This window comes from Streptomyces sp. ActVer, assembly GCF_027270795.1.
GTDB lineage: Bacteria > Actinomycetota > Actinomycetes > Streptomycetales > Streptomycetaceae > Streptomyces > Streptomyces umbrinus_A.
Genome location: NZ_JAPWHT010000077.1, coordinates 1 through 23,214, shown reverse-complemented (window position 1 = coordinate 23,214; position 23,214 = coordinate 1). Strand labels below are relative to the sequence as shown.

The 23,214-nt window shown below is 69.2% G+C and carries 19 protein-coding genes and 1 pseudogene; 17 read left to right on the top strand and 3 right to left on the bottom strand.

From position 1 onward, the window contains the following. The first annotated feature begins 47 nt into the window (after window positions 1-47). The 6 genes and pseudogenes from O3Q52_RS15455 to O3Q52_RS54385 all read left to right on the top strand — a co-directional run bounded on the left by O3Q52_RS15455 (window position 48) and on the right by O3Q52_RS54385 (window position 6,850). Window positions 48-1,763 carry a carbamoyltransferase C-terminal domain-containing protein gene (locus O3Q52_RS15455; RefSeq protein ID WP_269649360.1) on the top strand — a complete coding sequence of 572 codons (1,716 nt, stop codon included), beginning with the start codon at window positions 48-50 and terminating at the stop codon, window positions 1,761-1,763. An 87-nt stretch (window positions 1,764-1,850) separates the two neighbouring features. Continuing rightward, window positions 1,851-3,233: a GDSL-type esterase/lipase family protein gene (locus tag O3Q52_RS15450; RefSeq protein WP_119581141.1), complete on the top strand. Its 1,383-nt coding sequence runs from the start codon at window positions 1,851-1,853 to the stop codon at window positions 3,231-3,233. A gap of 113 nt (window positions 3,234-3,346) precedes the next feature. Further along, a pseudogene (locus tag O3Q52_RS15445) lies at window positions 3,347-3,868 on the top strand (SIS domain-containing protein); the annotation flags it as partial. Window positions 3,869-3,913: 45 nt separating this feature from the next. Further along, a complete protein-coding gene (rfaE2, locus tag O3Q52_RS15440) occupies window positions 3,914-5,284 on the top strand; it encodes a D-glycero-beta-D-manno-heptose 1-phosphate adenylyltransferase (protein ID WP_269649359.1) in 1,371 nt (456 codons plus the stop codon). After that, window positions 5,281-6,258, top strand: a complete 978-nt coding sequence (locus O3Q52_RS15435) for an NAD(P)-dependent oxidoreductase (protein ID WP_119581139.1) — start codon at window positions 5,281-5,283, stop codon at window positions 6,256-6,258. The genes rfaE2 and O3Q52_RS15435 overlap by 4 nt, the downstream gene beginning before the upstream one ends. After that, the gene (locus O3Q52_RS54385; protein WP_369124165.1) at window positions 6,245-6,850 is read left to right on the top strand and encodes a D-glycero-alpha-D-manno-heptose-1,7-bisphosphate 7-phosphatase; all 606 of its coding nucleotides are present in this window, start codon (window positions 6,245-6,247) and stop codon (window positions 6,848-6,850) included. The genes O3Q52_RS15435 and O3Q52_RS54385 overlap by 14 nt, the downstream gene beginning before the upstream one ends. Before the next feature lie 149 nt (window positions 6,851-6,999). Here O3Q52_RS54385 and O3Q52_RS15430 read toward each other — a convergent pair whose 3' ends face one another. After that, a complete protein-coding gene (locus O3Q52_RS15430) occupies window positions 7,000-7,638 on the bottom strand; it encodes a hypothetical protein (RefSeq protein WP_269649354.1) in 639 nt (212 codons plus the stop codon). Window positions 7,639-7,960: 322 nt separating this feature from the next. Then, window positions 7,961-8,590, bottom strand: a complete 630-nt coding sequence (locus O3Q52_RS15425) for a hypothetical protein (RefSeq protein WP_269649353.1) — start codon at window positions 8,588-8,590, stop codon at window positions 7,961-7,963. Between the two features lie 550 nt (window positions 8,591-9,140). Between O3Q52_RS15425 and O3Q52_RS15420 the strand changes: the two genes are divergently transcribed. From O3Q52_RS15420 to O3Q52_RS15370, 11 genes are all read left to right on the top strand, one after another. Then, on the top strand, window positions 9,141-9,725 hold the full coding sequence (locus O3Q52_RS15420) for an NUDIX domain-containing protein (protein ID WP_269649352.1): 585 nt from the start codon (window positions 9,141-9,143) through the stop codon (window positions 9,723-9,725). Further along, complete coding sequence (locus tag O3Q52_RS15415) at window positions 9,715-10,845, top strand: NUDIX hydrolase (RefSeq protein ID WP_269649351.1); 1,131 nt, start codon at window positions 9,715-9,717, stop codon at window positions 10,843-10,845. The genes O3Q52_RS15420 and O3Q52_RS15415 overlap by 11 nt, the downstream gene beginning before the upstream one ends. Window positions 10,846-10,931: 86 nt before the next feature. After that, the gene (locus O3Q52_RS15410) at window positions 10,932-11,501 is read left to right on the top strand and encodes an NUDIX hydrolase (RefSeq protein ID WP_269649350.1); all 570 of its coding nucleotides are present in this window, start codon (window positions 10,932-10,934) and stop codon (window positions 11,499-11,501) included. Next, on the top strand, window positions 11,498-13,492 hold the full coding sequence (locus O3Q52_RS15405; RefSeq protein WP_269649349.1) for an ABC transporter ATP-binding protein: 1,995 nt from the start codon (window positions 11,498-11,500) through the stop codon (window positions 13,490-13,492). The genes O3Q52_RS15410 and O3Q52_RS15405 overlap by 4 nt, the downstream gene beginning before the upstream one ends. Beyond that, window positions 13,470-13,679, top strand: a complete 210-nt coding sequence (locus tag O3Q52_RS15400) for a hypothetical protein (protein ID WP_162948208.1) — start codon at window positions 13,470-13,472, stop codon at window positions 13,677-13,679. The genes O3Q52_RS15405 and O3Q52_RS15400 overlap by 23 nt, the downstream gene beginning before the upstream one ends. Then, window positions 13,676-14,629, top strand: a complete 954-nt coding sequence (gene hemC, locus O3Q52_RS15395) for a hydroxymethylbilane synthase (protein ID WP_269649348.1) — start codon at window positions 13,676-13,678, stop codon at window positions 14,627-14,629. Before O3Q52_RS15400 ends, hemC begins: the two co-directional genes overlap by 4 nt. 96 nt (window positions 14,630-14,725) lie before the next feature. After that, complete coding sequence (locus O3Q52_RS15390; RefSeq protein ID WP_119581130.1) at window positions 14,726-15,505, top strand: MFS transporter; 780 nt, start codon at window positions 14,726-14,728, stop codon at window positions 15,503-15,505. Between the two features lie 87 nt (window positions 15,506-15,592). After that, window positions 15,593-17,053: a site-specific integrase gene (locus O3Q52_RS15385; protein WP_269649347.1), complete on the top strand. Its 1,461-nt coding sequence runs from the start codon at window positions 15,593-15,595 to the stop codon at window positions 17,051-17,053. A 329-nt stretch (window positions 17,054-17,382) separates the two neighbouring features. Next, window positions 17,383-18,831 carry a hypothetical protein gene (locus O3Q52_RS15380; RefSeq protein ID WP_269649346.1) on the top strand — a complete coding sequence of 483 codons (1,449 nt, stop codon included), beginning with the start codon at window positions 17,383-17,385 and terminating at the stop codon, window positions 18,829-18,831. Window positions 18,832-18,896: 65 nt separating this feature from the next. Further along, window positions 18,897-21,008 (top strand): site-specific integrase, encoded by a 2,112-nt coding sequence (locus O3Q52_RS15375; RefSeq protein ID WP_269649345.1) that lies wholly within the window; start codon window positions 18,897-18,899, stop codon window positions 21,006-21,008. 1 nt (window position 21,009) lies between these two features. Beyond that, entirely contained in the window at window positions 21,010-21,507 is a 498-nt protein-coding gene (locus O3Q52_RS15370; protein ID WP_269649344.1) for a hypothetical protein, read from the top strand. A gap of 183 nt (window positions 21,508-21,690) precedes the next feature. On the opposite strand, the gene O3Q52_RS15365 is transcribed toward O3Q52_RS15370, so the two are convergent. Next, entirely contained in the window at window positions 21,691-23,067 is a 1,377-nt protein-coding gene (locus tag O3Q52_RS15365; RefSeq protein ID WP_269649343.1) for an NAD(P)/FAD-dependent oxidoreductase, read from the bottom strand. Between the last annotated feature and the right edge of the window lie 147 nt (window positions 23,068-23,214).

Here is a 23,214-nt window from a genome sequence, read left to right as displayed (position 1 = left end):
GCCGTGGGGTGTTGGGCGACTGCGAGAAGGAGCACACGTTGGGAACCGTGCTGGGACTGGGCGGCCCGTACTACCACGATGCCTCCGCCTGTCTGGTCATCGACGGCCGCATCGTGGCCTTCGCCGAGGAAGAGCGGTTCTCCCGCCGCAAGCACCACAAGGACTCCCGCTCCTGCGCGGTGGCCGCGGCGTACTGCCTGTCCGAGGCCGGCATCACCCTCGACCAGGTCGACGAGATCGCCATCGCGTTCAACCCCGCCTGGCCCGAGCCGAGCGACACGTGTACGGACATGGAGCTGATCGCCGAACTCCTCGACCCCAGCCTGTTCGGCCATCACCGGCCCCGGCAGGTCACCGTGATCGAGCACCATCTCGCGCACGCTGCCTCGGCGTTCCACCCTGCCGGGTTCGACGAGGCCGCCGTCCTGGTGGTCGACGGTTCCGGCGACGGCATTTCCGCCACCCTCGCCCACGGCACTACCAGCGGGCTGAAGGTCCTGCGCCAGTTCCCCTTCTCCCAGTCCCTGGGCTGGTTCTACGAGACGGTCGCCGAACACCTCGGGCTCGGGGACTGGACCAGCTCCGGCAAGCTCATGGGCCTGGCCGGCTACGGCAACCCGAACCGCTACCAGCTGGACTTCCTCACGCCCCAGGCCGGGGGCTACCACCTGGACCTGTCCCGCTACGGGATCCGCCCCGACGAACCGGTCGAGGACCAGTACACCGACCTGCGCTACTACCGGCGTCTGAAGGCCGCGTACGCCGCCGCGTACGCCGGCCTCGGCATCCCGCCCCACCGTCGCGCCCGCACCTACAGCGGGGGACGCGTCGTGCCCGACACGGGCTTTGGGCCCGAGCACGCCGACCTTGCCGCCTCGGCGCAGCACCTGCTGGAGCAGTGCCTGGCCGAGCTGGCCCGCGAAGTCCTCACGCTCACCGGGTCCCGGCGTCTGTGTGTCGCGGGCGGGGTCGGCCTGAACTGCTCCGCCAACGGCCGCCTTGCCGCCCTGCGCGGCGTAGATGAGCTGTTCGTCCAGCCAGCCGCCGGGGACGCCGGGTGCGCCCTCGGCGCCGCCCTTGAGGTCGCGGTGCGGCGCGGCGACCTGACGCTGCCCGGTGAGGCGATGACCACCGCCGCCCTCGGCCCCGCCTTCGACCCAGCTACTATCCGCGCGACCCTCAACGACTACGGCCTGGCCTTTCGCGACCACGGCGACGACCTGCCGACCGTGGTGGCCGGGCACCTGGCGCTCGGGCGCACCATCGGCTGGTTCCAGGGGCGCATGGAGGCCGGGCCCCGCGCGCTCGGCCGGCGCAGTATCCTCGCCGATGCCCACCACACCCGGACCCGCGACCACATAAACGACCGCATCAAGCACCGGGAGCGGTGGCGGCCCCTTGCCCCGGTCCTCCTTCAGGAGGCTGCGGCCGACCTGATCGGTACGAGCGCCCCTCACCCGTTCATGATCGTCGCCCGGCAGGCGACCGGGGCCGCGCACCAGGTGATCCCGGCCGCCGTCCACACCGACGGAACGCTGCGCCCGCAGACGGTCGCCCGGGATGACGCCGCCCCGTACGCGCGCCTCCTCGCCTCGTTCGCCGAGCAGACCGGCCGGCCGCCCGCGCTGCTGAACACCTCGTTCAACCACGAGGCCGAACCGATCGTGTGCACCCCCCGCGACGCAGTCGCCACCTTCGCGGCCAGCCCCTTGGACGCACTCGCCATCGGCCCGTTCCTCGTACTCAAGGAGCAGCCGAACTGACTGTCCGACACCACCCGTTCACGGCCGGTAGGTTGAGGGCCGGCCCCGTGGCCATCATCCGCATCAAGCGAACAGGACCGATTCGCGATGACCAGCACCACCCCTGCCCCTTCCGAACTGCCGGCAGCCGACCGGCTGCGCGCCCAGCACGGCACGGCGCTCACCCTCGGCGAGGACTGCGACCTGCCCGACGACCTCGTGATCGAGCTCGACACCGGCGCCCACCTGACAATCGGCGACCGGGTCTGCATCCGGCGCGGGTCCACCATCCAGGTCCACCGCGGCGCCACCGTCACCATCGGCAACGACGTCGCCATCGGGGAACACACCTTCATCTCCGCCATGGCCGGCATCAGCCTCGGCGACGGCGCGGCCCTGTCAAACATGGTCGACCTCCACGACCACAACCACCGCGTACGCACCGCCGCGAACGTGCCCACCGGGCAACTCGTGCCGTGGGCGTCCGGATTCGAGGCCGCGCCGATCATCATCGAGCCGGGCGCAACCCTGTCGAACAAGGTCACAGTCACCGGCGGCGTCCGCATCGGGGCGAACGTCCTGGTCGGGGCCAACGCGGTCGTCGCACACAGCATCGCCCCCGACACGGTCGCCGCCGGCGTCCCGGCCGCAGTGCGCCGCCACTTCGACGGCGCCCCCGTCGCGAGCGAGGACCGGCGCACCCTGACCGTGGGGTTCTTCGGGACGAGCATCATGGAACACCTCGAAGCGTTCAACGCGCAGATGACCACCCAGGCCAACCTGCCCGAGGTCGGCTCCAAGGTCACCGTCGAGGGCTGGCATCAGCGCGGCTGGGTGCACCGCCTCACGCTCTCCCTGCGCGCCACCCACGCCCACATCGGCTTCGACATCCGCAATCACGGCGAGGGAGGTGCCACGAGCCGGGACACCGCCTCCCTCGTGGAAGCTGACAGGGCGACCACCGGCACCGACTACGACCTCGTGTTCCTCGGCTGCGGCATCAACGATGTCTGGCGTCGTTTCCAGAACCGGCTGTCCGAGGCGGTCGACCTCGATGAGTACACCCGGCACATCACCACCATGCTGGAACAGCTGACCGGCTACTCCCGGCAGATCGTCGTCATCAGCGAGACCCCCTTCGGCCCGATCGAGGACCCCGGGACCGTTGCCGCCATGAACACCGAACTCGCCCGCTACAACGAGGCTGCCCGCAAGGCCGCCGCCGCTCACGGCGCACTGTTCCTGGACGTGTGGACCCCGTTCACCGCTGTCGCCCGTCACCTGCCCGCCGACGATCAGGCAGGCGGCGTGTGGAGCGACGGCGTCCACCTCACCGAACTCGGCGACACCGTGCTGCTCCAGCACGCCGAGCGCCTCCTCGCCGAACATCGCATCGTCGACAAGCTCCTGGACTATCCGCTCTTGGAGCGCGACCGCGCACTGACCGCGTACGGCCCGCTGTTTGCCCGCTACCGGCCCGCCGCGTCCTAAGCACTCAGGGTGCCGGCGCTGGTCGGCGAGCGCCAGCACCCCGGCAACCGCCCCGACGCTGTCTACTTTGTCCTTCGAGGGAGTTGATCGTGCCCCAGCTGGGCCGCGCGCACATACAGGCGCTCGCCGTTGCGTTACCCCTGCTTGATGTCGCCCGCCTCCAGGCATGGGGCAGCCTCCTCGCCGGACGACTGCCCGCGGGCGGGCGACTGCTCGTCGCGGGCAACGGCGGCTCGGCGGCCGAGGCCCAGCACCTCACCTCCGAACTCGTCGGCCGCTTCCGCGCCGAGCGGGTGCCCATGTCCGCCATCGCGCTGCACGCAGATTCCTCTTCGGTGACCGCCATCGCCAACGACTACGGCGCCCAGGAGGTCTTCGCCCGGCAGGTCCGCGCACACGGTCGCCCCGGCGACGTCCTACTCCTGATCTCCACCTCCGGCGCCAGCCCCAACGTGCTCGCCGCAGCCCAGGCGGGCCGGGAACTCGGCCTCACCGTCTGGGCGCTGACCGGCCCCGCACCGAACCCGCTTGCCGAGGCCAGCGATCAGGCGGTGTGCGTGGACGCCGAGCAGACCGCCACTGTCCAGGAGTGCCACCTGGTGGCCGTGCACCTTCTTTGCGCAGCCATCGACGCTCACCTCGTCGGGCCAGCCGCGTCCAACGATGAACAGCTGGACGGCATGCGCCGGCTCGTGGTGGTTGGTGACGTGCTGCTGGACCGCGACATCACAGGCACGGCCGACCGCCTCTCACCGGAGGCCCCTGTACCGGTCATCGCCGACACGCAGGCCATCGACCGTCCGGGCGGCGCCGGACTGGCCGCCGTCCTGGCCGCCCGGGAGCCGGGCTGGCGCGTCACCCTGGTGTGCGGTCTTGGACAAGACACCGCTGGGGCCCGGGTTCGCACTCTGCTCGACCAAGCAGGCGTTGAGGTCGTCGACCTGGCCGCCGCCGGCACCACCCCGGTCAAGACCCGTATCCGCGTCGCCGATCGCACCCTGCTCCGCTTCGACACGGCCACCACCCCGCTGCGGCTCGGCCCGCTTGCGGACATCGCCCGCGCCCGGCTGGACGAGGCTGCGGCCGTGCTGGTGTGTGACTACGGGCGTGGCATCGGCGCACACGACGAACTCCGCCAGGCCCTCACCGACGCGGCCCGCCGCTGCCCGCTGGTGTGGGACCCGCACCCCAAGGGGGCCGAGCCGGTCCTGGGGACGGCCCTGGCCGTCCCGAATGCGGACGAAGCCCAGGCCCTGACGGGGGACAGTGGGCCGCGGGAGCTCGGCGACGACGTCGGGCGGGGCGTGCGGCTTCTGGCCGCGTGGCCGGTCAAGCAGGTCGCCGTCACTCAGGGGCGCAACGGCGCGGTCCTGATTGCAGGCCCCGACTCCCACCCCCTGGTCGTCCCGGGCCGCCCGGCCGCTGGGGACACCTGTGGGGCCGGTGACCAGCTGGCGGTCACCGCAGCCGTGATGCTCGGTGCCGGACGGCTGCCGTCACACGCCGTGGCCGCGGCCGTCGAGGCTGCGACCAGCTACGTCCAAGCAGGCGGCCCCGCCAGCCTGTACGTCCCGAAGTCCGATGGCCCGTCGGCGCCCCTGGAGCTGGCCGCGCGGGTACGAGCGCGCGGCGGGAAAGTCGTGGGAGCAGGCGGCTGTTTCGACCTGCTGCACGCCGGACACCTCTCCCTCCTGCACCAGGCTCGCCGCCTGGGAGACGTCCTGGTGGTGTGTATCAACAGCGACGACTCCGTCCGCCGGCTCAAGGGGCATGACCGCCCGGTCGTCGGTGAACGCGAGCGCGCCGCGCTGCTGGAGGCACTGGACTGCGTGGACGGCGTGCTCGTCTTCGGCGAGGACACCCCCGAGAAGGTGCTGGCCGAGCTCCGCCCCGACATTTGGGTCAAGGGCGGCGACTATGCGGGCCAGCGGATCACCGAAGCCGACCTCGTGGAGAGCTGGGGCGGCGAGGTCGTCGTGGTGCCCTACCTGGACGGTCACTCCACCACCAACCGCATCGACCAGCTCACCCAACAGGCAGGTGCCCGATGATCCCCGGAGGCAACGTATTGGTCACCGGGGCTGCCGGGTTCATCGGCCGACACACAGTGGACGCCTTCCACCTCGCTGGACACCAGGTCACCGCCATCGACTTGCGCCCAGCCCCCGACCACCTTGCCCGCAAGGCCCGCTGGCAGCGCGGCGACTTCGCCTGCCCGGCTCTCCTCGGCGAGATCTCGGCGGGCCGCTACGCCACCGTTGTGCACCAGGCCGGCATCAGCGACACCCGCGCTCCGCACGGACCTGAGCTGGACGAGACCAACACCCTCGGCCCGCTCCGGCTGGCCGACGCTTGCCGCTCCGGCGGCGCCCGCCTGATCTACGCCTCCTCGCACTCCGTCTACGGCACCCTCCACCACCGCACACCGATCGCCGAGGACGCGGACTCTGACTTCTCTCGCTGCTCCGGGCCGCTCAACCCGTACGCCGCCTCCAAGCTCGTCCTCGACCAGCAGATGCGCGCCCGCCACGGTACCGGCCTCGATTGGGTGGGGCTGCGCTATACCAACGTCTTCGGCCCCGATGAAGCCGACAAGGGCCCGATGGCCTCGATCCTGTCCCAGCTCCTGCGCCAAGCCGCTCGCACTGGACAGATCCGCGTCTTCGACGACTCCCTGACCTCCGCCCGCGATTACATCCCCGTCGAGACAGTCACCGCCACCATCGTCCAGCTCGCCGAGCAGCCGCCGGTGCCGGTTGGGGTCTACAACTTCGGTGGCGGTTACGCTGCGTCCTTCGCGGACGTGGCGCAGTGGTGCGCCCGTTTGCACCGTGAGGCCACCGGTCGGCCTCTGCTCGCAGAGCTGGTACCGAACCCGGACACGGCCGCTTACCAGTACTTCACTTGCGCTGACATGACCGCTCTCGACAAGGCCCTGCCCAACCGGCCGACCGTCTCAGCCGAATCCATCGAAGCCCGCGCCGCCGAGTTGTTCGAGACCTTCCGCAGCAGTGAGACAGGATGAACCGGCGCCTTCCGCCCCGACGACAGGCGCTGGTCGGCCGTGTCGACGGGCGGTGTTCCTCGACCGCGACGGCACCCTCACCGAGCCGCGCCACTATCCCTCCCACCCCGATGAGTTGGTCCTACAGCCGGATATCGGCTTGCCATTGCGCGCCCTCCAGCACGCTGGCTTCGCCCTGGTTGTCGTCACGAACCAGAGCGGGCTGGCGAGGGGGCTGTTAGACACGGCAGCGTTGGACGCGATGCACCACCGACTCCGCGCTCTCCTCGCCCGACACGGAGTCCGGCTCGACGGCATCTACGCCTGCCCCCACCATCCGGACGGCACGGTGCCCCGATACCGCAGGCTCTGCTCATGCCGGAAGCCCGCCCCCGGCATGCTCCACCAAGCCGCCCACGACCTCGATCTCGACCTCTCCGCATCGTGGATGGTTGGCGACTCCTCCTGCGACATTAACGCTGGCCACAGGGCCGGAACCTGTACCGCACTCGTCGGCTCCCAGCCGCTGCCCGGTGTGACGCCGGGCGTGCATCGAGCGACGACCTCCGACACTCTTTACGAAGTGGTTCGCTGCTTCCTCGCTGGCCGCTAGCGAGAAGGCGCCTCGTGCCACCGCGGCACCGAGCTCGGAGAACGTGCGCGAGTGGTGAGCCCGGGCGACCTCGTTTCAGGATGTGCCCTGTCAGCCAGTCCTCGCAGGCGGGATGGTCCTTGGCCATCCACTGGCGCGGCCTGCGCCACTCACCCCGCCAGTTCCTCCAGCCACGGATGCCCGGGATGTACGAGCGTCAGCCACTCATTGAGGACATCCCGCCGCGCCCGTCCCAGCAGCGGCAGCACTCCGGCGAAGTCCGCCTGATCCTTGGGGCGTGTCGCCTTGGCTTTGAACAGCAGCACCAACTCCGGCATCAGGTACGGGACTCCGTCCGCCGTTCGCTCAATGATCGCGTCGTACGGCAGCCGCAGCCTCTCGTCCCGCCGGAAGAGCCACGTCTCGCCCTCGTGCGGCTCGCGGAAGACGTCGAACAGGAACTGGCCGCTCGCTGGATCCCGCAGCCAGGTCTGGTGGGTGGCCGCCAGCGCCTCGGCTCCCGCCCCTGACCAGACCCGCCCGGAACCCACCGGGTCAAACACGTACTCGGGGAAGCGGTGCCGAATCTCCGGGAACCTGGCCGCGGGCACCGCGATCTCCAGATCGCCGTGCGGCCGAGACTTTTCCCCGCGAAACAGATCCAGCGCCCACCCTGCCGCGATGCACCAGGGCGCGCCGACCCCGTCCAACCGCTCAGCGACTTGTTCCGGACGCCAGGCATCCGCCCACCGGGCCTCCACTTCGTCCACATCGAGCACGGCGCCGCCGGGCGGCAGGGATTCGGTCATCGGCACAACCTACTGCCGCAACCCCACCCAGGTACGGCCTTTTGTCGGCACTGGAACCAGGCCCGCTACTAGGACGGACACGGCTGCACCCTTGATCTCCTTGGTCACTTTGGAAGAACCGATCCCTATCCTGTGACTTCCCGCGCTGGCCACGCCCGGAGGCGTTGCTCGGAGAACTGTCGCGTACGCGGAAGGCCAGAGCACGTTGTGGCGCCACCAGGCCGACGTTCTGTGCAATTAAGTCGCCGTGTCGAGCCCCGGCGTCGGCGCTTTCCTCTACGCGCACTGTGGTCATTTCCTTCGGATTATTGTGCCGAAGCCCCTAGCACCGAATGGGACCGAGATCCCCGGGGAGGGCGGCAGCATGCTTCTCCTCCGCTATCCGCTGCTGGTCCCGGTGCAGGGCGTCCGCTCGGGCCTCGGGGGTGACGGCCTCGCCGAGGGCGATCGCCGCCGCGCTGGTGACGGGTGTCAGCGAGTACCGGACGGGAGAGCGGCTGGACCGCGTGGGTAGGTGCAGGCGGGCGACACCGGCCGGGAGTTCGGCACGCAGGGCACCGTGCCAGCGGATCCACAGGGCGGGGCGTCCCCGGAGGGCCTCGTCGCGGAGCTTGTCCACGGCGGTGCTGTCGTCCTCGCGGTCGATCTCCACGGCGACCGGAGGGCCCTCCTTGCGAACCAGGCGGAGATCCAGGTAGGCGGACCAGGGCGGCGACCAGTAGATGCGGCAGCCCCCGTTCATCTTGCGAGGCGGGTCGATGTAGCGCATTGGCGCTTCCCATCTGCTCCGCCAGCCTGACGCCTTCGCCCACTCTGCCACTGCGCGGGTGATGCACAGGGTTGCCTCCTTTCCCGTCAGACCGGTGAAGGCGAAGCGGTTCTCGGACAGGTACGCGCGTAAGGCAGCGGCGAGGATCTCGGACTCGCCGGCCGCCGTCAGTTCGAGGGCCATCCGCTGATTCTCCGCCCGGGCACTGACAACGACCTGGGCGCAGCTGCCGAACAGCGGGACCGCGCACGGACGTCGTTGCTCAACCTGTCGTGGATGGGGGGTCTCCGGGAGCCCGCACTCCCGATCACTGGGCGTACCTAGGGGCCTCTACAACGCGGCGAGCTGCGGTACCGGAGGCGAGGGCCAGGCAAGACCCGGAAGGGACCAAGACGTTGGTGTGCTGGACGGTGTTGAGGAGCAGCTTGTTTCGGACAGCAGGGAACGCACGCCCTGGCCAGAACTGCGGTCGTGGCACCTCTTGCTGGATTGATGGGACGCGCCGAAGACTCCGAAGAACTACTACAACGAGTGGAAGCTGCGACAAGACGGCCTCGCCCAACGCCCTTACTGCGCAGGCTAGATAGACTCGTCGGAGTCCGGCAACGGGCACCCGGGTCGCTGCGGTCACAGGCGGCAGGTGGAGTGGATTCTTCATGCCCCGGGAGGCTCTGTAATGCCGTTTGCGTCCGCTTCTGCGCTTCGTCCGCGCGACGGAACCCTCTCCGTTCCTGTGCCCACCAAACCGGCCGCCTGGCTCGCGACGGAGGCGCATGCTCTTCAGCGGTCCCGCCTCTGGGAAGCCGTCTCTTCGCTTCCGGCACTGTCAGCCCTCCTCCGCCCGTTGCGACATGCCGGCACGGAGAATCTGTTGCCGTATCGCTCCGTGATCGGGCTTCACTTGGTGTTGGTCCAGGAGGACCGGGTGCTGCTCGGCCTTCGTGCCGGCACCGCCTGGTGCGACGGCTGGTGGCACGTCCCCGCGGGTCATCTCGAAGAGGGGGAATCCTTCCTCACGGGCATGGTGCGTGAGGCTCGCGAGGAACTGGGCATCGCCCTCGCCGAGGAAGACTTGGTGCTCGCGCACACTGTCCATGACCACGACCCCAAGACGCGCGAGAGCCGTCTCCAAATCTTCTTCACCGCCACGCAGTACGCCGGGCGGCCTTACGTCGCGGAACCGGACAAATGTGCGGAGCTGCGATGGTGGTCGCTCTCGGCTCTGCCGGAGAAGCTGGTGCGTTACACCCGCCAGGCCCTGGTCTGCATTCAGCGGGGTCAGAGCGCGAGCACGGTGGGGTGGCCCGATGCCTGCTGACGACGGGCGCGAACCTGCAGGACTGATGGCGCCGCGGGACTATGCGCGCTCACGCGCGGCCTTCTGGGGTGGCGCCGCGGTGCTGTTCACCGATACGGAGGGCAAGGTCCTGGTCCTCGATCCGGCGTACCGGCCGGGCAAGCTCCTTTTGCCCGGCGGAGGTGTGGACCAGCCGGAGCGGCCCTCGGACGCCGCGGTGAGAGAAGTGGCCGAGGGGCTTGGGCTGTCCGTCCGCGTACACCAACTGTTGGCAGTCGACTGGGTCAGCAAGGCCAATCCGGAGTACGCAACGGTATATGGCTTTCCTGGTGAAACGGTCTCCATCTGGGACGGTGACGTCCTGGAGGAGAGCGACATCGCCCGGATTCGCTTGCCCGAGAACGAGATCACTTCGTTCCACTTCCTTCCGCCGGCGCAGGCCGCACGCCGGATGCGCCCGATCGAGAGGCGACGGATGCTCGCTGCCTTGCGTGCCCGGATCGACCGTGCCGGACCCGCCGTGCTGGAGGACGGTGAGACCATCGGGATCGGACAGGCATTGCAGCGATTGGACGTCGTCCCGCGCACTGCGATCGGCTACCAGGACATCGTCTGGCACCCCGCCATGGAGCCCGCTGCCGGCCTTCCCGTGAAACAAGCGTGGGTGTGGGCCTTCGACCCGCTCGGCCGGGTCGTCGTCCTCGTGGATCCGCGCGACGGCCATGTCGTCTTGCCAGGCGGAACGGTCGAAACGGACGACCACGGGCCGAAGGCGGCAGCACTGCGTGAAGCCGCCGAAGAGGCAGCTCTGCGCCTGCACGATGCCGCCTACCTCGGCTACCTCCTCGATCCGGACGGTGCGGTCTACGGCCCAGGCACCGGGGCGAACGCCCGGGCACGGTACATCGCACGCATCGACTGCCTGGGGCCGACGGCACCGGACGTCGCGACCGGCATCACCTACAGTCGGCTGCTGGTCAGCCCCGCGCAGGCGAGCGAGCTGCTCGGCCTCGGACGCGCCGGAGCCGAACAGGCCGAGTACGCGGCCCGAACGGCGGCAGCCCGCTGGGGAATTCCGCTGAGCCCGCCGCAGGCCGCGATCGAGATCCCCCATACGGGCATGGCGGCCCTCCTGCCTTGACCTCCGCACGTGACGCGCACCTTCGTGCCGGAGTCCTGCCGGCGCGACGCCCTGCACCGCCTTTCTGGCCCTGGAGGAGGACTCTCATGTCCGGCGAACCTGACACCACCGAGCAGGCTGTCGGCGGCCCTGACCGCGTGGTCACCGACGAGCAACGGGCGTACTGGGCCCAGGTCGAGGCACCCATGGCCTCTTGCACTGCCCTGATCACCGATGCCGACGGCCGGATTCTCGTGGTCGACCCGACCTACAAGGACGGCTTCGACATGCCCGGTGGCATGGTCCAGGCAGACGAAACGCAGATCGAGGGCCTGGAACGTGAACTGGCCGAGGAACTCGACCTCACCGGAGTGCCGATCGGCCGGTTCCTCGTCCTGGACCAGGTCCCCGCTGCCCGATATGGGCGGGCCATGGTCGTGACCGTGTTCCACGTGGGTCCCCTCACCGACCAGCAGACACAGTCCCTGCGCTTCGCGGACGGGGAGATCGGCGCCGCCGAGTTCCTCCCCATCGAGGAGGCCCTCGCGCGGCTGCCGCACCGACTTGCCCGCCGTATCCAGGCGGCGCACGCCGCACTCCTTGCCGGTGTACCGGCCGTTCTGATCGACGGCAAGTCCCACGTCCTGTCCAGCCCGGCCGTATCGGAGGCGCGATGAAACGGCTCCTGAAACGGGTCTGGAAGACGGAACAGACTGTCTCCGAGTCCGAGGTCGCGCTCTTCGGCGGGGCGCTGCGCTACGACTTCGGATGGGTGCGCCACGAGTACGCGCGACTGGACACCAAATTCGGGCAGGCCGCCCGAATGGTGCCGGCGCTGGTGGGCAGCACCCTGCGCCTGGCCTGGCAGGCGGACCGCCGTGCCCTGGCGACCATCGGGATCGCTGAGGTGGGCCAGAGCATCACCCAAGCCGCCGGGCTGCTGGTCACCAACCAGGTGATCCAAGCCCTGCTCAAGGACGGGGACAACGTCTCCCGGCTACACGCCGCACTGCCGGCCCTGATCGCCGGCTGCATCATCGCCGTGGTCGGCACCGTCCTGGCCTGCCTTTCGACGGCGGGCACCGGGCGGCTGGAACCGAAAGTCGAGAGGCTGGCCACCGAACAGTTCCTGGAGGGCGCCGCCCGCGCGGAACTCGAGGCCATCGAAGACGGCGAGTTCCGCACGCTCCTGGACTCGGCGTACTTCGGCGCCCAGTCATCCCGCACCATGATCGGTGTCTGCGTGGCCGTGGTGAACGGATTGTTCTCCCTCGTCGCCGCGGCTGGCGTGGTCACGGTCCTCAGCCCCGTACTGCTGCCTCTGCTGCTGCTCATCGCGCTGCCGCGTGGCTGGGGCGCCATGCATGTGGCCCGGCGTCGTTACGCCTCCCGGATGCAGTGGATCGAGCACGAGCGGGCCAAGCGCCTGGTCAACAACCTCATCACCGCCCGGGAATCTGCCACTGAGATCCGCGTTCACCAGGTCGGCCCCTTCCTGCTCGACCACTTCCACGAGATGGGCCAGACCGCCGAGGCCGAACAGACCCGCCTCGCCGACGGCCGCGCGGTCACCGAACTGATCGCCGCGGCCATGGCCGGCCTCGCGTCGGCGGCCACGTTTGCCGGCCTGGGCGCTCTGTGGCTGACCGGCCACATGAGCGCCGCCACGGTGGCCACGGCCGCGCTCGCGATCCGCACCGGCTCAGCAAGCCTCGGCGCCCTCGTCGACAACATCCTGCGGCTGCACGAGGAGTCCCTCTACGTCCGCGACCTCGACCACTTCCGTGACGAAGCCGAACGCCGGGCCATCCCCACAGGCGGCCGACCCGTGACCGACTTTCCCGACCAGGTCACCTTCGAGAACGTGTCGTTCACCTACCCCGACCGCGACACTCCCGCTCTGCAGGAGGTGACCCTGACCTTCCCGCGCGGGGCCGTCATCGCCTTGGTCGGCGCGAACGGCAGCGGCAAGTCCACCGCGGTGAAACTCCTCGCTGGGCTGCACCGGCCCACGGCCGGCCGCGTCCTGTGGGGGCAGACCGATCTCGTCGAGGCCGACCGGGTGGACATCTTCCGGCACGTGGCCGCTCTCGATCAGGGCTTCCAGCGCTGGCCCTTCACCCTGCGAACCAACATCCAGATCGGCCAGCCGGAACGCAACGCGGACGACGACATCGCCCGCGCTGCCGCCTACTCGGGCGCCGACAAGCTCGCCGACACTCTTCCCCGCGGTCTCGGCACCCTGCTGGCCCGGCAGTTCCGCGGCGGCCAGGAACTGTCCGGGGGGCAGTGGCAGACGGTCGGGCAAGCCCGGCTGCGCCATCGGCAGGCGAGCCTCGTCATCGCCGATGAGCCCACCTCCGCCCTGGACCCCGAGGCCGAGATCGAATCCTTCGAACGCATCCGCCGACTGGCAGACGAAGGCAAGACCGTCGTGCTGGTCAGCCACCGCATGGCCGGCGTCCAGCACGCCGACATCATCTACGTCCTGGACGAGGGACACCTCGTCGAGAGCGGTTCCCACCAGGAGCTCATGGCACGGCCCGATTCCCAGTACCGGCGCATGTACCTCATGCAGGCCAACCAGTACGGCGGCGCCGCCGCACCGTTGGTGCTGCCGACTCCCTCGGCCTACGGCGAATCACATGCCGCCAGCACCCTCGACTGACACCCACCACCCGCCGCGCACCACCCGGCCCCGTGCGCGGCGGCCCAGCAAGTGGGCCGCCGACCCGCTGTGGAGCACGCTGCGCGACCTGCTGGGCTGCCTCGGTGTGATCGCGGCCGGCCTCGCCATCACCACGATCGTCACCCTCCTGATCTCCCACTTCCCCGACCCCAGGATCCGTCCGTGACCCACCTCCCGCCCCGACTCGTGCTCGGAACCCGCGACTCCGACCTGGCCCTCGTCCAAGCAGCCCACGTCGCCGGACTACTCGAACACGCCTTCCCCCAAGTCGCCGTCCACGTGGCCCCGATGAAAGCCGCTGGCGACCTGCACCAGGGACCTCTCGCGCAGATCGGCGGCAAGGCCGCCTGGGTACGCGAGCTGGACCGAGCACTGGCCGCCGCTCGTGTCGATGTCACCGTCTCGTGTGCCAAAGACCTCCCAGGGCCTCACGAGCGCGGCACCGACACCATCGTCGGCGCCGTCCTGCCCCGCGAAGACGCCCGGGACGCCCTTGTCCTCCCCGCCGGGCAGCCCGTCGCCACCCTGGACGACCTCCCCACCGGAAGCGTCCTCGGCACCAGCGCGCCGCGTCGCATCGCCCAACTCCGCACCCGCTACCCCCACCTCACCATCCAACCGGTGCGCGGCAACCTGCTTCCCCGCCTCGCCCGCCTTGACGCCGGCGAAGGCGACAAGCCACTCGACGCTCTCGTGGTCTCCTATGCCGGACTGCGCCGGATGTCCCAGGCGGACCGTGCCACACAGCTCATCCCGGCTTTGGTGCTGGCCCCGGCCACCGGTGCGGGCATGCTCGTCGTCGAGCAGCGCAGCGGCGACACCATCGCCGCCCACCTCCTCGACGCCATCAACGACCCCGCCACGGCACGGCTGCTGGCCGTCGAGCGTGGCGTCCTCGCCCAGCTCAAAGGCAACTGCCAGACCGCCTGCTCCGTCCACGCGCACTACACCGACAAACCCCACCGGATCAGAGTCGACGCCGCCGTCTTCCACCCCTCCGGCTGCGACGCGATCCACGTCGCAGCCACCGGACCGGCCGACGACCTCGGCGGCCTCGTGGAGAACATCACCCAGCTGCTGCATAGCGAAGGAGTCGAACGACTCCTGCCGCGCTGACCGCGTGCGGCCCTGGTCGGCAGTGAGAGCCCACCACGGGACGCGACACCGAACGACGGGCCGTAACAGCCTTACTCACGAGCGGAGTTCACCGACGTGCCGCACCGATCCGAACCCGACGCCGAAGGAAGCCTGTGGCGAGACAGAGAATTCCGGAACTATGCCTTCGCCCAGGGCATCAGCGTTACCGGAAGCGGCGTGACCACGATCGCGCTGTCCGTCCTGGCCGTCGTCGAACTGCACGCCTCCACCTTCAACGTCGCGCTGATCGCCTTTGCCTCCAAACTCCCACCCCTGCTGTTGTCCCTCCACGCTGGCGTCCTGGCAGACCGCCGCCGCAAACGACCCGTGATCATCACCTGCGATCTGCTCTGCGCCGCCGTCCTGCTCACCCTCCCCACCGCACAACTCCTCGCCCGCATCACCCTGATCCACCTGTACGCAGTCGCCTTCACGGTGGCTGCCCTGCAGGTGGTCGGCAGTAACGCGTCCATCAGCTACCTGCCTTCCCTCCTCGGCCCAGGCCGGATCAAGGACGGCAACTCCAAGATGGGCGCCAACAACTCCCTGGCCGACCTGATCGGCACCAACTCCGGCGGTGTCCTCGTCACCGCACTCGGCGCGGCCCGCGCCGTCACCGTCGATGCCGCCTCCTACCTGGCCAGCGCCCTGCTCCTGTGGCGTATCAAGCACCGGGAAGACCCGCCTCCCGCTCGCACGGCGGGCACGAGCCACTGGGCGGAAATCCGCGAGGGCCTCACCTACACCCTGCACACCCCCGTCGTGCGCTCGATCGTGCTGTCGAATACGGCCACCTCCTTCGTCCTGGCCGCCAGCAGCGCCCTGTGGTCGCTATACCTGCTTGTTCCTGCTTAGCGACGGTGTTGCATACCGCCTGATGTGCCACCTGACCTGCTCGTTTGTGTGTTGCACTCAGTCGGGTTGCATTGATACTCATCGGCCATGCACCAATCGACGTACTCATCAGCAGGCTGGGAGTCCTGGGGACTTGCGTTCAGTCCGGCGATCCCGGAGGGGATGCCGCTGCTGTTCGACGACGACCTCCTCTTCGAGGACAGCAACGGCGTCCGTCCCACCACCGTGATCAACTGCTGGGCCTGCGAGCTGCCAGCGAATGGATGCCCATCGCCGAATTCGTGGCCCTACTACGTGCGTACGGTGCGTGAGTGGCTGGAGTTCATATCCGGGCACGGCGTCGCTCTGTTCGACACGCGGCGTCGTCTGAAGGCGGCGTTGGGCGCGTACTCCGTCTATCGAGCCCAGGGCCCCATCAAGCATCGCTTCGAGGCGTCCACGTGGAACCAGAACATGGGGATTCTGGCGGGGTTCTACAAGTGGGCGAAGGATGAGGAGTACGCAGACTCCGAGCCGTTCACGTACCGGCAGGCGGTCTGGGCCTTCAAGGGGCAAGTCCGTCGCGGACGGGTCAACCAGTCACGGCGGCGCCAAGCCAAGCCTCATGTGACGATCAAGTATCTCGACGACGACTTCACGGACATGTTCCTGAAGGGGTTGGCGGGCCTGAGCCCCGACGGGGAGCGCGATCTGCGCTACCGAGGACGGGAGTTGGCCCGGAACTCGGCGGTCGGCCGAATGATCGTCTCCAGCGGACTACGCAGCCAGGAGTACACGTACCTGCTGGTCTGCGAGGTGCCCCTGCTTCCCTCGCGACGGACTGCGGTGCCGGTCTCTTTCCCCGTCCCGTCCGGGGTCACCAAGGGAAGCAAGTACCGCGAATCGTGGATCGATTACGACTCACTGGCTGAGCTGCACTCCTACATCGCCCTCGACCGAGCAGCGGCGACGTTCGGATCGTCGTGGCGTCCGCCGGCCCGCTGGGGAGAGCCGCTGTTCGTGACGGACGCCGACCAGTGGGGCGGACGCGTCAACGGGCTCCGCGTCCAGTGGAGCTCACTCGGCCCTGACGAGCGGCGGCGTCTGGTCGCCCCGGAGGGGGGTTCGATGCTGCTGTCAGTGTGGGGCCAGGGACGCCCGTTCACCGGATGGTCCACGGTCTTCGCCAGAACCTCTGACCGCATCCGCGAGCGTTACGAGCCGCGCTTCCCGCACGTCAATCCGCACCGGCTACGTCACACCATGGCCATGGCGACCATGGCGCGGCTGATGCGCGGCTGGTACGAGCAGGCTGCTCGACAGGTCCGCGACACCGATGACGATGCCGCCCTGGCGCACTACCTGCGGACCCAAGAACCGCTGCTGATTCTGCGCGATCTTCTCGGACATACCAGTTCACTGACGACGGAAGCGTACCTCCACCGTCTGGACGTGCTCCGCCTGTTCACGTCCCTGTATCGGCGGGTCGGCAAGGAGTACGGGCTGCTGGACGAGGACGTCGAGCTGGAGCTCGAGACAGAGTTCGACGACGAACCGGCGGTGGTCTGATGCCGGCCACCGTCACCCTTGACCCGCTGGGTGTGCACTGCATCTTCAGCGACGGATCGGAGTACCGCCGTCCCCTGCGCGTGCGGCGGCCAGTGGAGCTCCCGGGGCTGGCACGCACTCTGCTGGAAGGCGCTACAGATCTTGTCCATCCGCACGGGCAGGTCGACAGTGCGGGAGGCTTCGACCTGTACCTCACGGCCGTCCGCGGCTTCACCGACTGGCTGGTCGAGTTCGGGTTCTCCGGCGGGGCATCCGACCTGACGCGCGCGCTCCTCGCCCGGTACTGGCGGCAAGGGGTGCGATCCTCCCACGAGAGCGCGCTGCGGGCCATGCTGCGCTGCGCGGATGACCAGGATCCGATTCTGGCGCCGGATGTGCGCGCGTTCGTCGATGGCCGACTGTTCAACACGGGCGAGCGGTACGGCTCGCACCAGCCGTACAGCGAGGCCGAATGGGCCCGGCTCATCCGTACCTGCCGGGACGAGGTCGATGGCGCCTTCCGCGCGTTCTGCGCGGCCCGTGATCACGCTTCGACAGCTGACGGTCCAGGGGCTTCGCTCCGTGAACGCACTGCCCATCACTGGCTGGTGCTTCACGACGGGCCCGACCCGCTCGTCAAAGAGATGGCAGACCGCGGCTCGTTCCCCTTCCGCCAGAGATACGGGGGCGGTCTTCGCGCGGTGCTGGATCCGCTCATCCCGACCCTGGATGTGATCATCGCCTATCAGCTGCTGTTCGGCGCCTACACCGGCATCGTGCCTGACGGGATCGCGGACCTGGGACTCGACGACATCGAGTGGGCGGGTGACGAGAAGATCCTCCTCAGCTACGTCAAGGGCCGCACGGCGGCAGAGAGCCTTGCTCTGTCTCGTCAGGCCACTCGCCTGCTGGAACAGTGGCTCGATCACTCTGCGGTGGCCCGCCGCTTCGCGCCCGAGGAACTGCGCCCCGAGCTCTGGGTGCGTTTCACGCCGAGTGGCACATGGGCGGGAGAGCGATGGCTGGCCAAGCCGGCCACGCGCCTGTCCATATGCGCCTGGGTCGAGCGGCGCCAAGCCGTCGACGAGGACGAGCGCCCCACGCAGATGACTGGTGACGACGGTCTCCCCCTGGGCCTTCACCGGCACCGCATCCGCACGACCCACGACGCGCTGAAGGACCGGTCACACTGGCGCGGCAGCCGCCGGTCCACGCTGGATCCGAACCGGTCCCCCGGCGTCGAGGGGGACCACTACCTGACGAACACGACGCCGGCTCAGCGCGAGGCGGCGGAGGACATCATCGCCCAGGCGCAGGAGGACCTCGTTCGCCGGGCGCTGCCGCCCTTGGTGCTGGCCACCGCTGAAATGGCCGACCTGGTGGAGAACTATCCCGAGCACATGAAGCGGCTCGGCCTGGATGACAACGCCTTGGCGCAGCTGCTGTCCGGGGAACGCGACGTGTTCACCGCGGCATGTGGAGATCAGCTGTCGGGGCTCCACGGGCCGAAGGGCAAGCCCTGTCCGGCACGCCCGTGGGTGTGCCTGCTGTGCCCGCTGGCCTTGTTCGCCCCTCGCCATCTGCCGAACCTGCTGCGGCTACGGGCGTTCTTCTCCCGCCAGTGGCAGCAGATGACCACCGCCGAGTTCATCCCCGTCTTCGGCCCGTACGCCCACCGTCTCGACGAGATCCTGACCCCCGGCCGGTACTTCTCCGAGCACGCGCTACGGGCAGCCGCTGCCGAGGTCACCGATTCCGATGTCGAGCTTCCCTTGCGACCTGAGGAGCACACCGTATGACCACCCTGCACGGGCCCGCGGGCCTCGCGGCTGCCTTTTCGCCTTCCGTTTTTCGAGGTGAAGACGTGTGCGCTGCGGCCGGTCTGCCGGTCCACGGCGCGGGCCCGCATCCTCACTTCGACGACGCTATCTGGGACTTCACCGGTGTCATCGGGCTGCCGCGGTACCTTGCGCGGTACGCGCGGATCTTGTCCTTCACCGAGATCCTCAATCCCCAGTGGAGGGAACTGGCGAAGGAGTTCATCTTCGCCCGGCTCGCACCGGACCACCGCGCTGTACGGGAACTTGCCCACGCCTACCGAACGCCCGTGCAGATAGCCACGGTGCACGGGCGGCTGACCGTGCTGACCGGCTGGCTCAACTGGCTCACCGAACAGGGCGTGGACAATCTCGGGGAGGTAACCCAGCAGCATTGTGCTGCCTACCTGGAACTTCGCAAGAAGGTACGGGACAAGCACGGCGTCGTGATCCGCGACAGCAGCCCCGGCTACCGCATGGACGTCGTGGCGGTCATCCAGGAGCTCGGCTACTACAAGGAATTGTTCTCAGCCGACGGCTACGTGTCGGCCTTCCGTCCATGGGGGCGACGGACGGCGTACTCCGTCGCCGGGATGGTCCGTCGGACGGGCAACACGACACCGCCGCTGAGCAACGACGTCTTCCAACCGCTCGTCGCAGCGGCCCTGTACGTAGCGGAAGTGCTGGCACCGCACGTCACGGAGCTGCAGCAACAGTTGCAGGAGATGGTGCCGAACCGGCCGGGCCGCAACAACCGGGAGCGTCCGGACTGGAGGGTCGAGGTCGCGCAGGCCATCGACCGCCACATACAGGAAGCTGATCCGTTCGATGTCGCCCTCGATCACGTCGTAGCCGAGCGGCTGGCGGACGGCTGGGATCAGGACGATCCGCTGCTACAGGTGAACCTGATCTCCCTCGCCCACGAGACCGGACGGCACGCCTTCCACTACACGTGGCTGCCCACCCTGCGCGGCCACCTGGAAAAGGCCGTCAGGGAAGTCGGCCTGTCCAAACGCTGGGGCCGGACAGCCGCCCTGGTCGAACGCGCGGACGGACGGGGCAGTGTCCCCTGGACCCTGCCGATGAACACCACCGAGGCCCGACTGCAGCTCTCCCGGGCCCGCACAGCCTGCCTCATCGCGCTCGCCGCACTGACCGGAATGCGGAAGAGCGAACTGGCTGAGCTGACCAACGACTGCCGCCTGCCTCCCGAACAGCTCGGCGAGGGCCGCGTCCGCTACCGCCTGAAGGGCAAGGTCATCAAGGGCCGGAAGCTGGGTGGTGAACACGATCAGTGGGTGACCATCAAGCAGGCGTACGACACCGCCGACGTAGCCGCCTCGCTCGCTGACCCGGTGAAGAACGACGGTCACCTGTTCAAGTCGCTCTCCTTCGTCACCCCGTACGAATGGTTCCTGACCTGGGTCAATGGCCCAGAGGGCCGTCGCCTTGGGCTGGCGCCGATCCCCGAGGTGCCGGTCAGTCTGCGGATGCTACGGAGAACCCTCGCGGTGGAAATGGCGCACCGGCCCGGTGGTTTGCTGGCCGCCAAGATCCATCTCAAGCACATTTCCGTGGTCACCACGGAGGGCTATGCGGACCGCCCTGGTGGGGCCCAGTCGGTGCTGATGGCCGAGTTCGGCCAAGAGGAGCGGGAGCACAAGATGCGCGTCGCCCTCGACGCTTTCCACGACTACCAGAACGGTATCCGCCCTGCGGGGCCTGGCGCCAGCGACCTCTTGGACTTCTTCGCGTTCGTCGACGAACAGCTGGATTCCTCCGGGGCGCCGAACATCAAGCGCAGCGACCAGGAGGTGACGAACCTGCTCGCCAAGCGGGCCAAGGCCCTGCACCTGGGGCCGGCGAACTACTGCTGGTTCCTCGATCCGTCCAAGGCGCTGTGCCTCAAGCTCGCAGGGGCTCACGCCCGCGGGGCGACGGAGCCCTTGATCGGCATGTGCGATTCGGCGCGGTGCCCGCAGGCCACCCACCATGCCGGGCACCGCCCGGTGTGGGCGGCCAGCGCCGAGAGCAAGAAGGTGTTCATCGCCACCATCGGGCGCGCGCAGCGGACGGAGAAGGCGCGGCTGAGTACGGAACTCGCCCGCGATGAACGGGTGCTGGCCGAAATTGACGCCCTCTGCGGAACGGGGGCATGACGTGGCCCGTATCAGCGACGAGACCCGGCGGGACAATGAGGCGGCCATTCGGCACGTCATGGAACGGCTCCTTGCCGGTGACGTTCCCCCGGGCGGCAAGTGCGACATCAAGACCCTCGCGACCCAAGCCGGGGTCGCCCGCACCGGCTTCTATCCCAAGAAGAACCGCGACGGCTCGCCGCGGCCAGGCCCTTACCAACACCTGGCGGAGGAGTTCGAGCGCCGGTTGGCCGAGCTTCGGGAAACGGGCGTGATTCCCGACCCGCGGGCCGCACAGATCGAGCGGCTCAAAAAACAGGTCTCCGGGCTGAAGGAGCGCCTCGCCGCGCGTGACGCGCAAATCGATGGACTCACTGACTTCAGGGAGCGGGCTCTGTCGCAGATCGCCGCCCAGAGGATGGAGATCGAGCGGCTTCGCGACGCCTTGGCCGCGCCGTCGAATGTCCGGGCTCTGCCGAACAGTTCAAGAGCGAGTGCGCCGTACGGATCGTGTAGCTGACGGCCCAGCCTGGGCTGCATGGGGCGGGGCGCGCGGCAAAGACTGCCGGGCACTCCGCCCTTGCGTTGCCAAGGTGATCTACTCGCCACGAGATCGCACAGCTTCGCGGACAGAACGGCGCCGTACGGGTCGTGCAGCTGACAATGCTGCGGGCGGTCTTTTGCCACCACCGGGCCCAGAGGGTCAGGTGCCGATTTCCCGGTGGACGCCGCCGGCGGCGGTGTTGATGCCTTCGGCGAGGGTGGGGTGGATGTGGATGGCGCGGGCGATGTCGGTGTAGGTGGCGCCGCAGGTCATGGCGATGACGGCCTCGTGGACGAGGTTGCCGCCGTCGGGGCCGGAGATGTGGCAGCCCAGGATGCGGTCGGTGTCGGCGTCGACGACGAATTTGATCAGGCCGCGGGTGTTGCCGATGGCGCGGGCCTTGACGACACCGGTGAAGTCCTGGCGGCCGATGAGGACTTGGTGTCCGGCCGTGCGGGCGGCTGGTTCGGTCAGCCCGACGGAACCGACCTCGGGATCGGTGAACACCGCGTGCGGCACGACGCGGCCCGTGGTGGAGCGGTCCTGGCCACGGTAGGTGGTGCGGTAAGCGATGTCGGCGTCGTCACGGGCGGTGTGGGTGAACATCGGCCCGCCGCGGATGTCGCCGAGCGCCCAGACATCCTCGGCGTCGGTGCGCAGCAGGTCGTCGACGGGCAGGAAGCCGTGCTCGTCGGGGGTCACGCCGAGGTGTTCCAGGCCCAGGTTGTCGGTGTTGGGGGTGCGGCCGGCGGCGATGAGCAGGTGGCTGCCGGTGACCTCGCCGGTCTCGCCGCCCCGGCAGCCGGCCCGGATGTGGCCGGGGCGGCCGTCGACGGCGGTGCAGGTGGTTCCGGTGAGGACGGTGATGCCGTCGGCGGTGAAGCCATTGGTGACGGCGGCGGAGATGTCGGGGTCCTCGGCGGGCAGCAGCCGCTCCGCGCGCTGGATGAGCGTCACTTGGGAGCCGAAGCGGGCGAACATCTGGGCGAACTCGCAGCCGATGTAGCCGCCGCCGACCACGATCAGGTGCTCGGGCAGCTCGGTGAGGTCGAGCAGGGTGCGGGAGGTGTGGTACGGCGTGGCGGCGAGTCCGTCGATCGGGGGGATGGTGGTGCGCAGGCCGGTGACCAGGAAGATCTTGTCGGCTTCGATGTCGGTGTGATCCACGCGCAGCCGCCGGGGTGCGGTGAAGCGTCCCTCGGCGGGGTAGAGGTCGAGCTGGTCGGCCTTTCCGACTGTCTTGTAGGAGCCGGAGCGGATCCGGTCGACGATCGTGTTCTTGCGGGCGACCACGGCGGCCAGGTCGATGGTGGGGGCGCTGGTGTGGACGCCGTACTCGGCGGCGCGGCGCACCTGGTGGGCCACCTCGGCGGAGGCGATCATCGTCTTGGTGGGGATGCAGCCGCGGTTGAGGCAGGTGCCGCCGAGCTGCTCCTTCTCGACGAAGGCGACCCGGCCGTGCCGGGCGGCGCGCAGGGCCAGGGGCAGTCCGGCCATGCCGCCGCCGATCACCAGAGTGTCGTACCGCTCGACCATGCGAGGACTCCGTTCTCTGTCTGCGTTTGTCCGGCCCGGTGCGGACGGTGGTGCGTACGGGGGCCTGTGAGGCATCCTCAGCCGTGCGGGCCGGTGGGGCCGGAGGGGCGGGCCGTTCGGGGGATGCGGACGGCAGGCCGCGGGGGC

Excerpts from the sequence above, each read along its gene's own strand:
- O3Q52_RS15380 (WP_269649346.1), top strand. The coding sequence starts at position 17,383 with ATGCTGCGCTGCGCGGATGACCAGGATCCGATTCTGGCGCCGGATGTG.
- O3Q52_RS15435 (WP_119581139.1), top strand. The coding sequence starts at position 5,281 with ATGATCCCCGGAGGCAACGTATTGGTCACCGGGGCTGCCGGGTTCATC.
- O3Q52_RS15405 (WP_269649349.1), top strand. The coding sequence starts at position 11,498 with ATGAAACGGCTCCTGAAACGGGTCTGGAAGACGGAACAGACTGTCTCC.
- O3Q52_RS15425 (WP_269649353.1), bottom strand. The coding sequence starts at position 8,590 with ATGGCCCTCGAACTGACGGCGGCCGGCGAGTCCGAGATCCTCGCCGCT.
- O3Q52_RS15450 (WP_119581141.1), top strand. The coding sequence starts at position 1,851 with ATGACCAGCACCACCCCTGCCCCTTCCGAACTGCCGGCAGCCGACCGG.
- O3Q52_RS15415 (WP_269649351.1), top strand. The coding sequence starts at position 9,715 with ATGCCTGCTGACGACGGGCGCGAACCTGCAGGACTGATGGCGCCGCGG.
- O3Q52_RS15410 (WP_269649350.1), top strand. The coding sequence starts at position 10,932 with ATGTCCGGCGAACCTGACACCACCGAGCAGGCTGTCGGCGGCCCTGAC.
- O3Q52_RS15385 (WP_269649347.1), top strand. The coding sequence starts at position 15,593 with ATGCACCAATCGACGTACTCATCAGCAGGCTGGGAGTCCTGGGGACTT.
- O3Q52_RS15365 (WP_269649343.1), bottom strand. The coding sequence starts at position 23,067 with ATGGTCGAGCGGTACGACACTCTGGTGATCGGCGGCGGCATGGCCGGA.
- O3Q52_RS15400 (WP_162948208.1), top strand. The coding sequence starts at position 13,470 with ATGCCGCCAGCACCCTCGACTGACACCCACCACCCGCCGCGCACCACC.
- rfaE2 (WP_269649359.1), top strand. The coding sequence starts at position 3,914 with ATGCGCCGGCTCGTGGTGGTTGGTGACGTGCTGCTGGACCGCGACATC.
- O3Q52_RS15430 (WP_269649354.1), bottom strand. The coding sequence starts at position 7,638 with ATGACCGAATCCCTGCCGCCCGGCGGCGCCGTGCTCGATGTGGACGAA.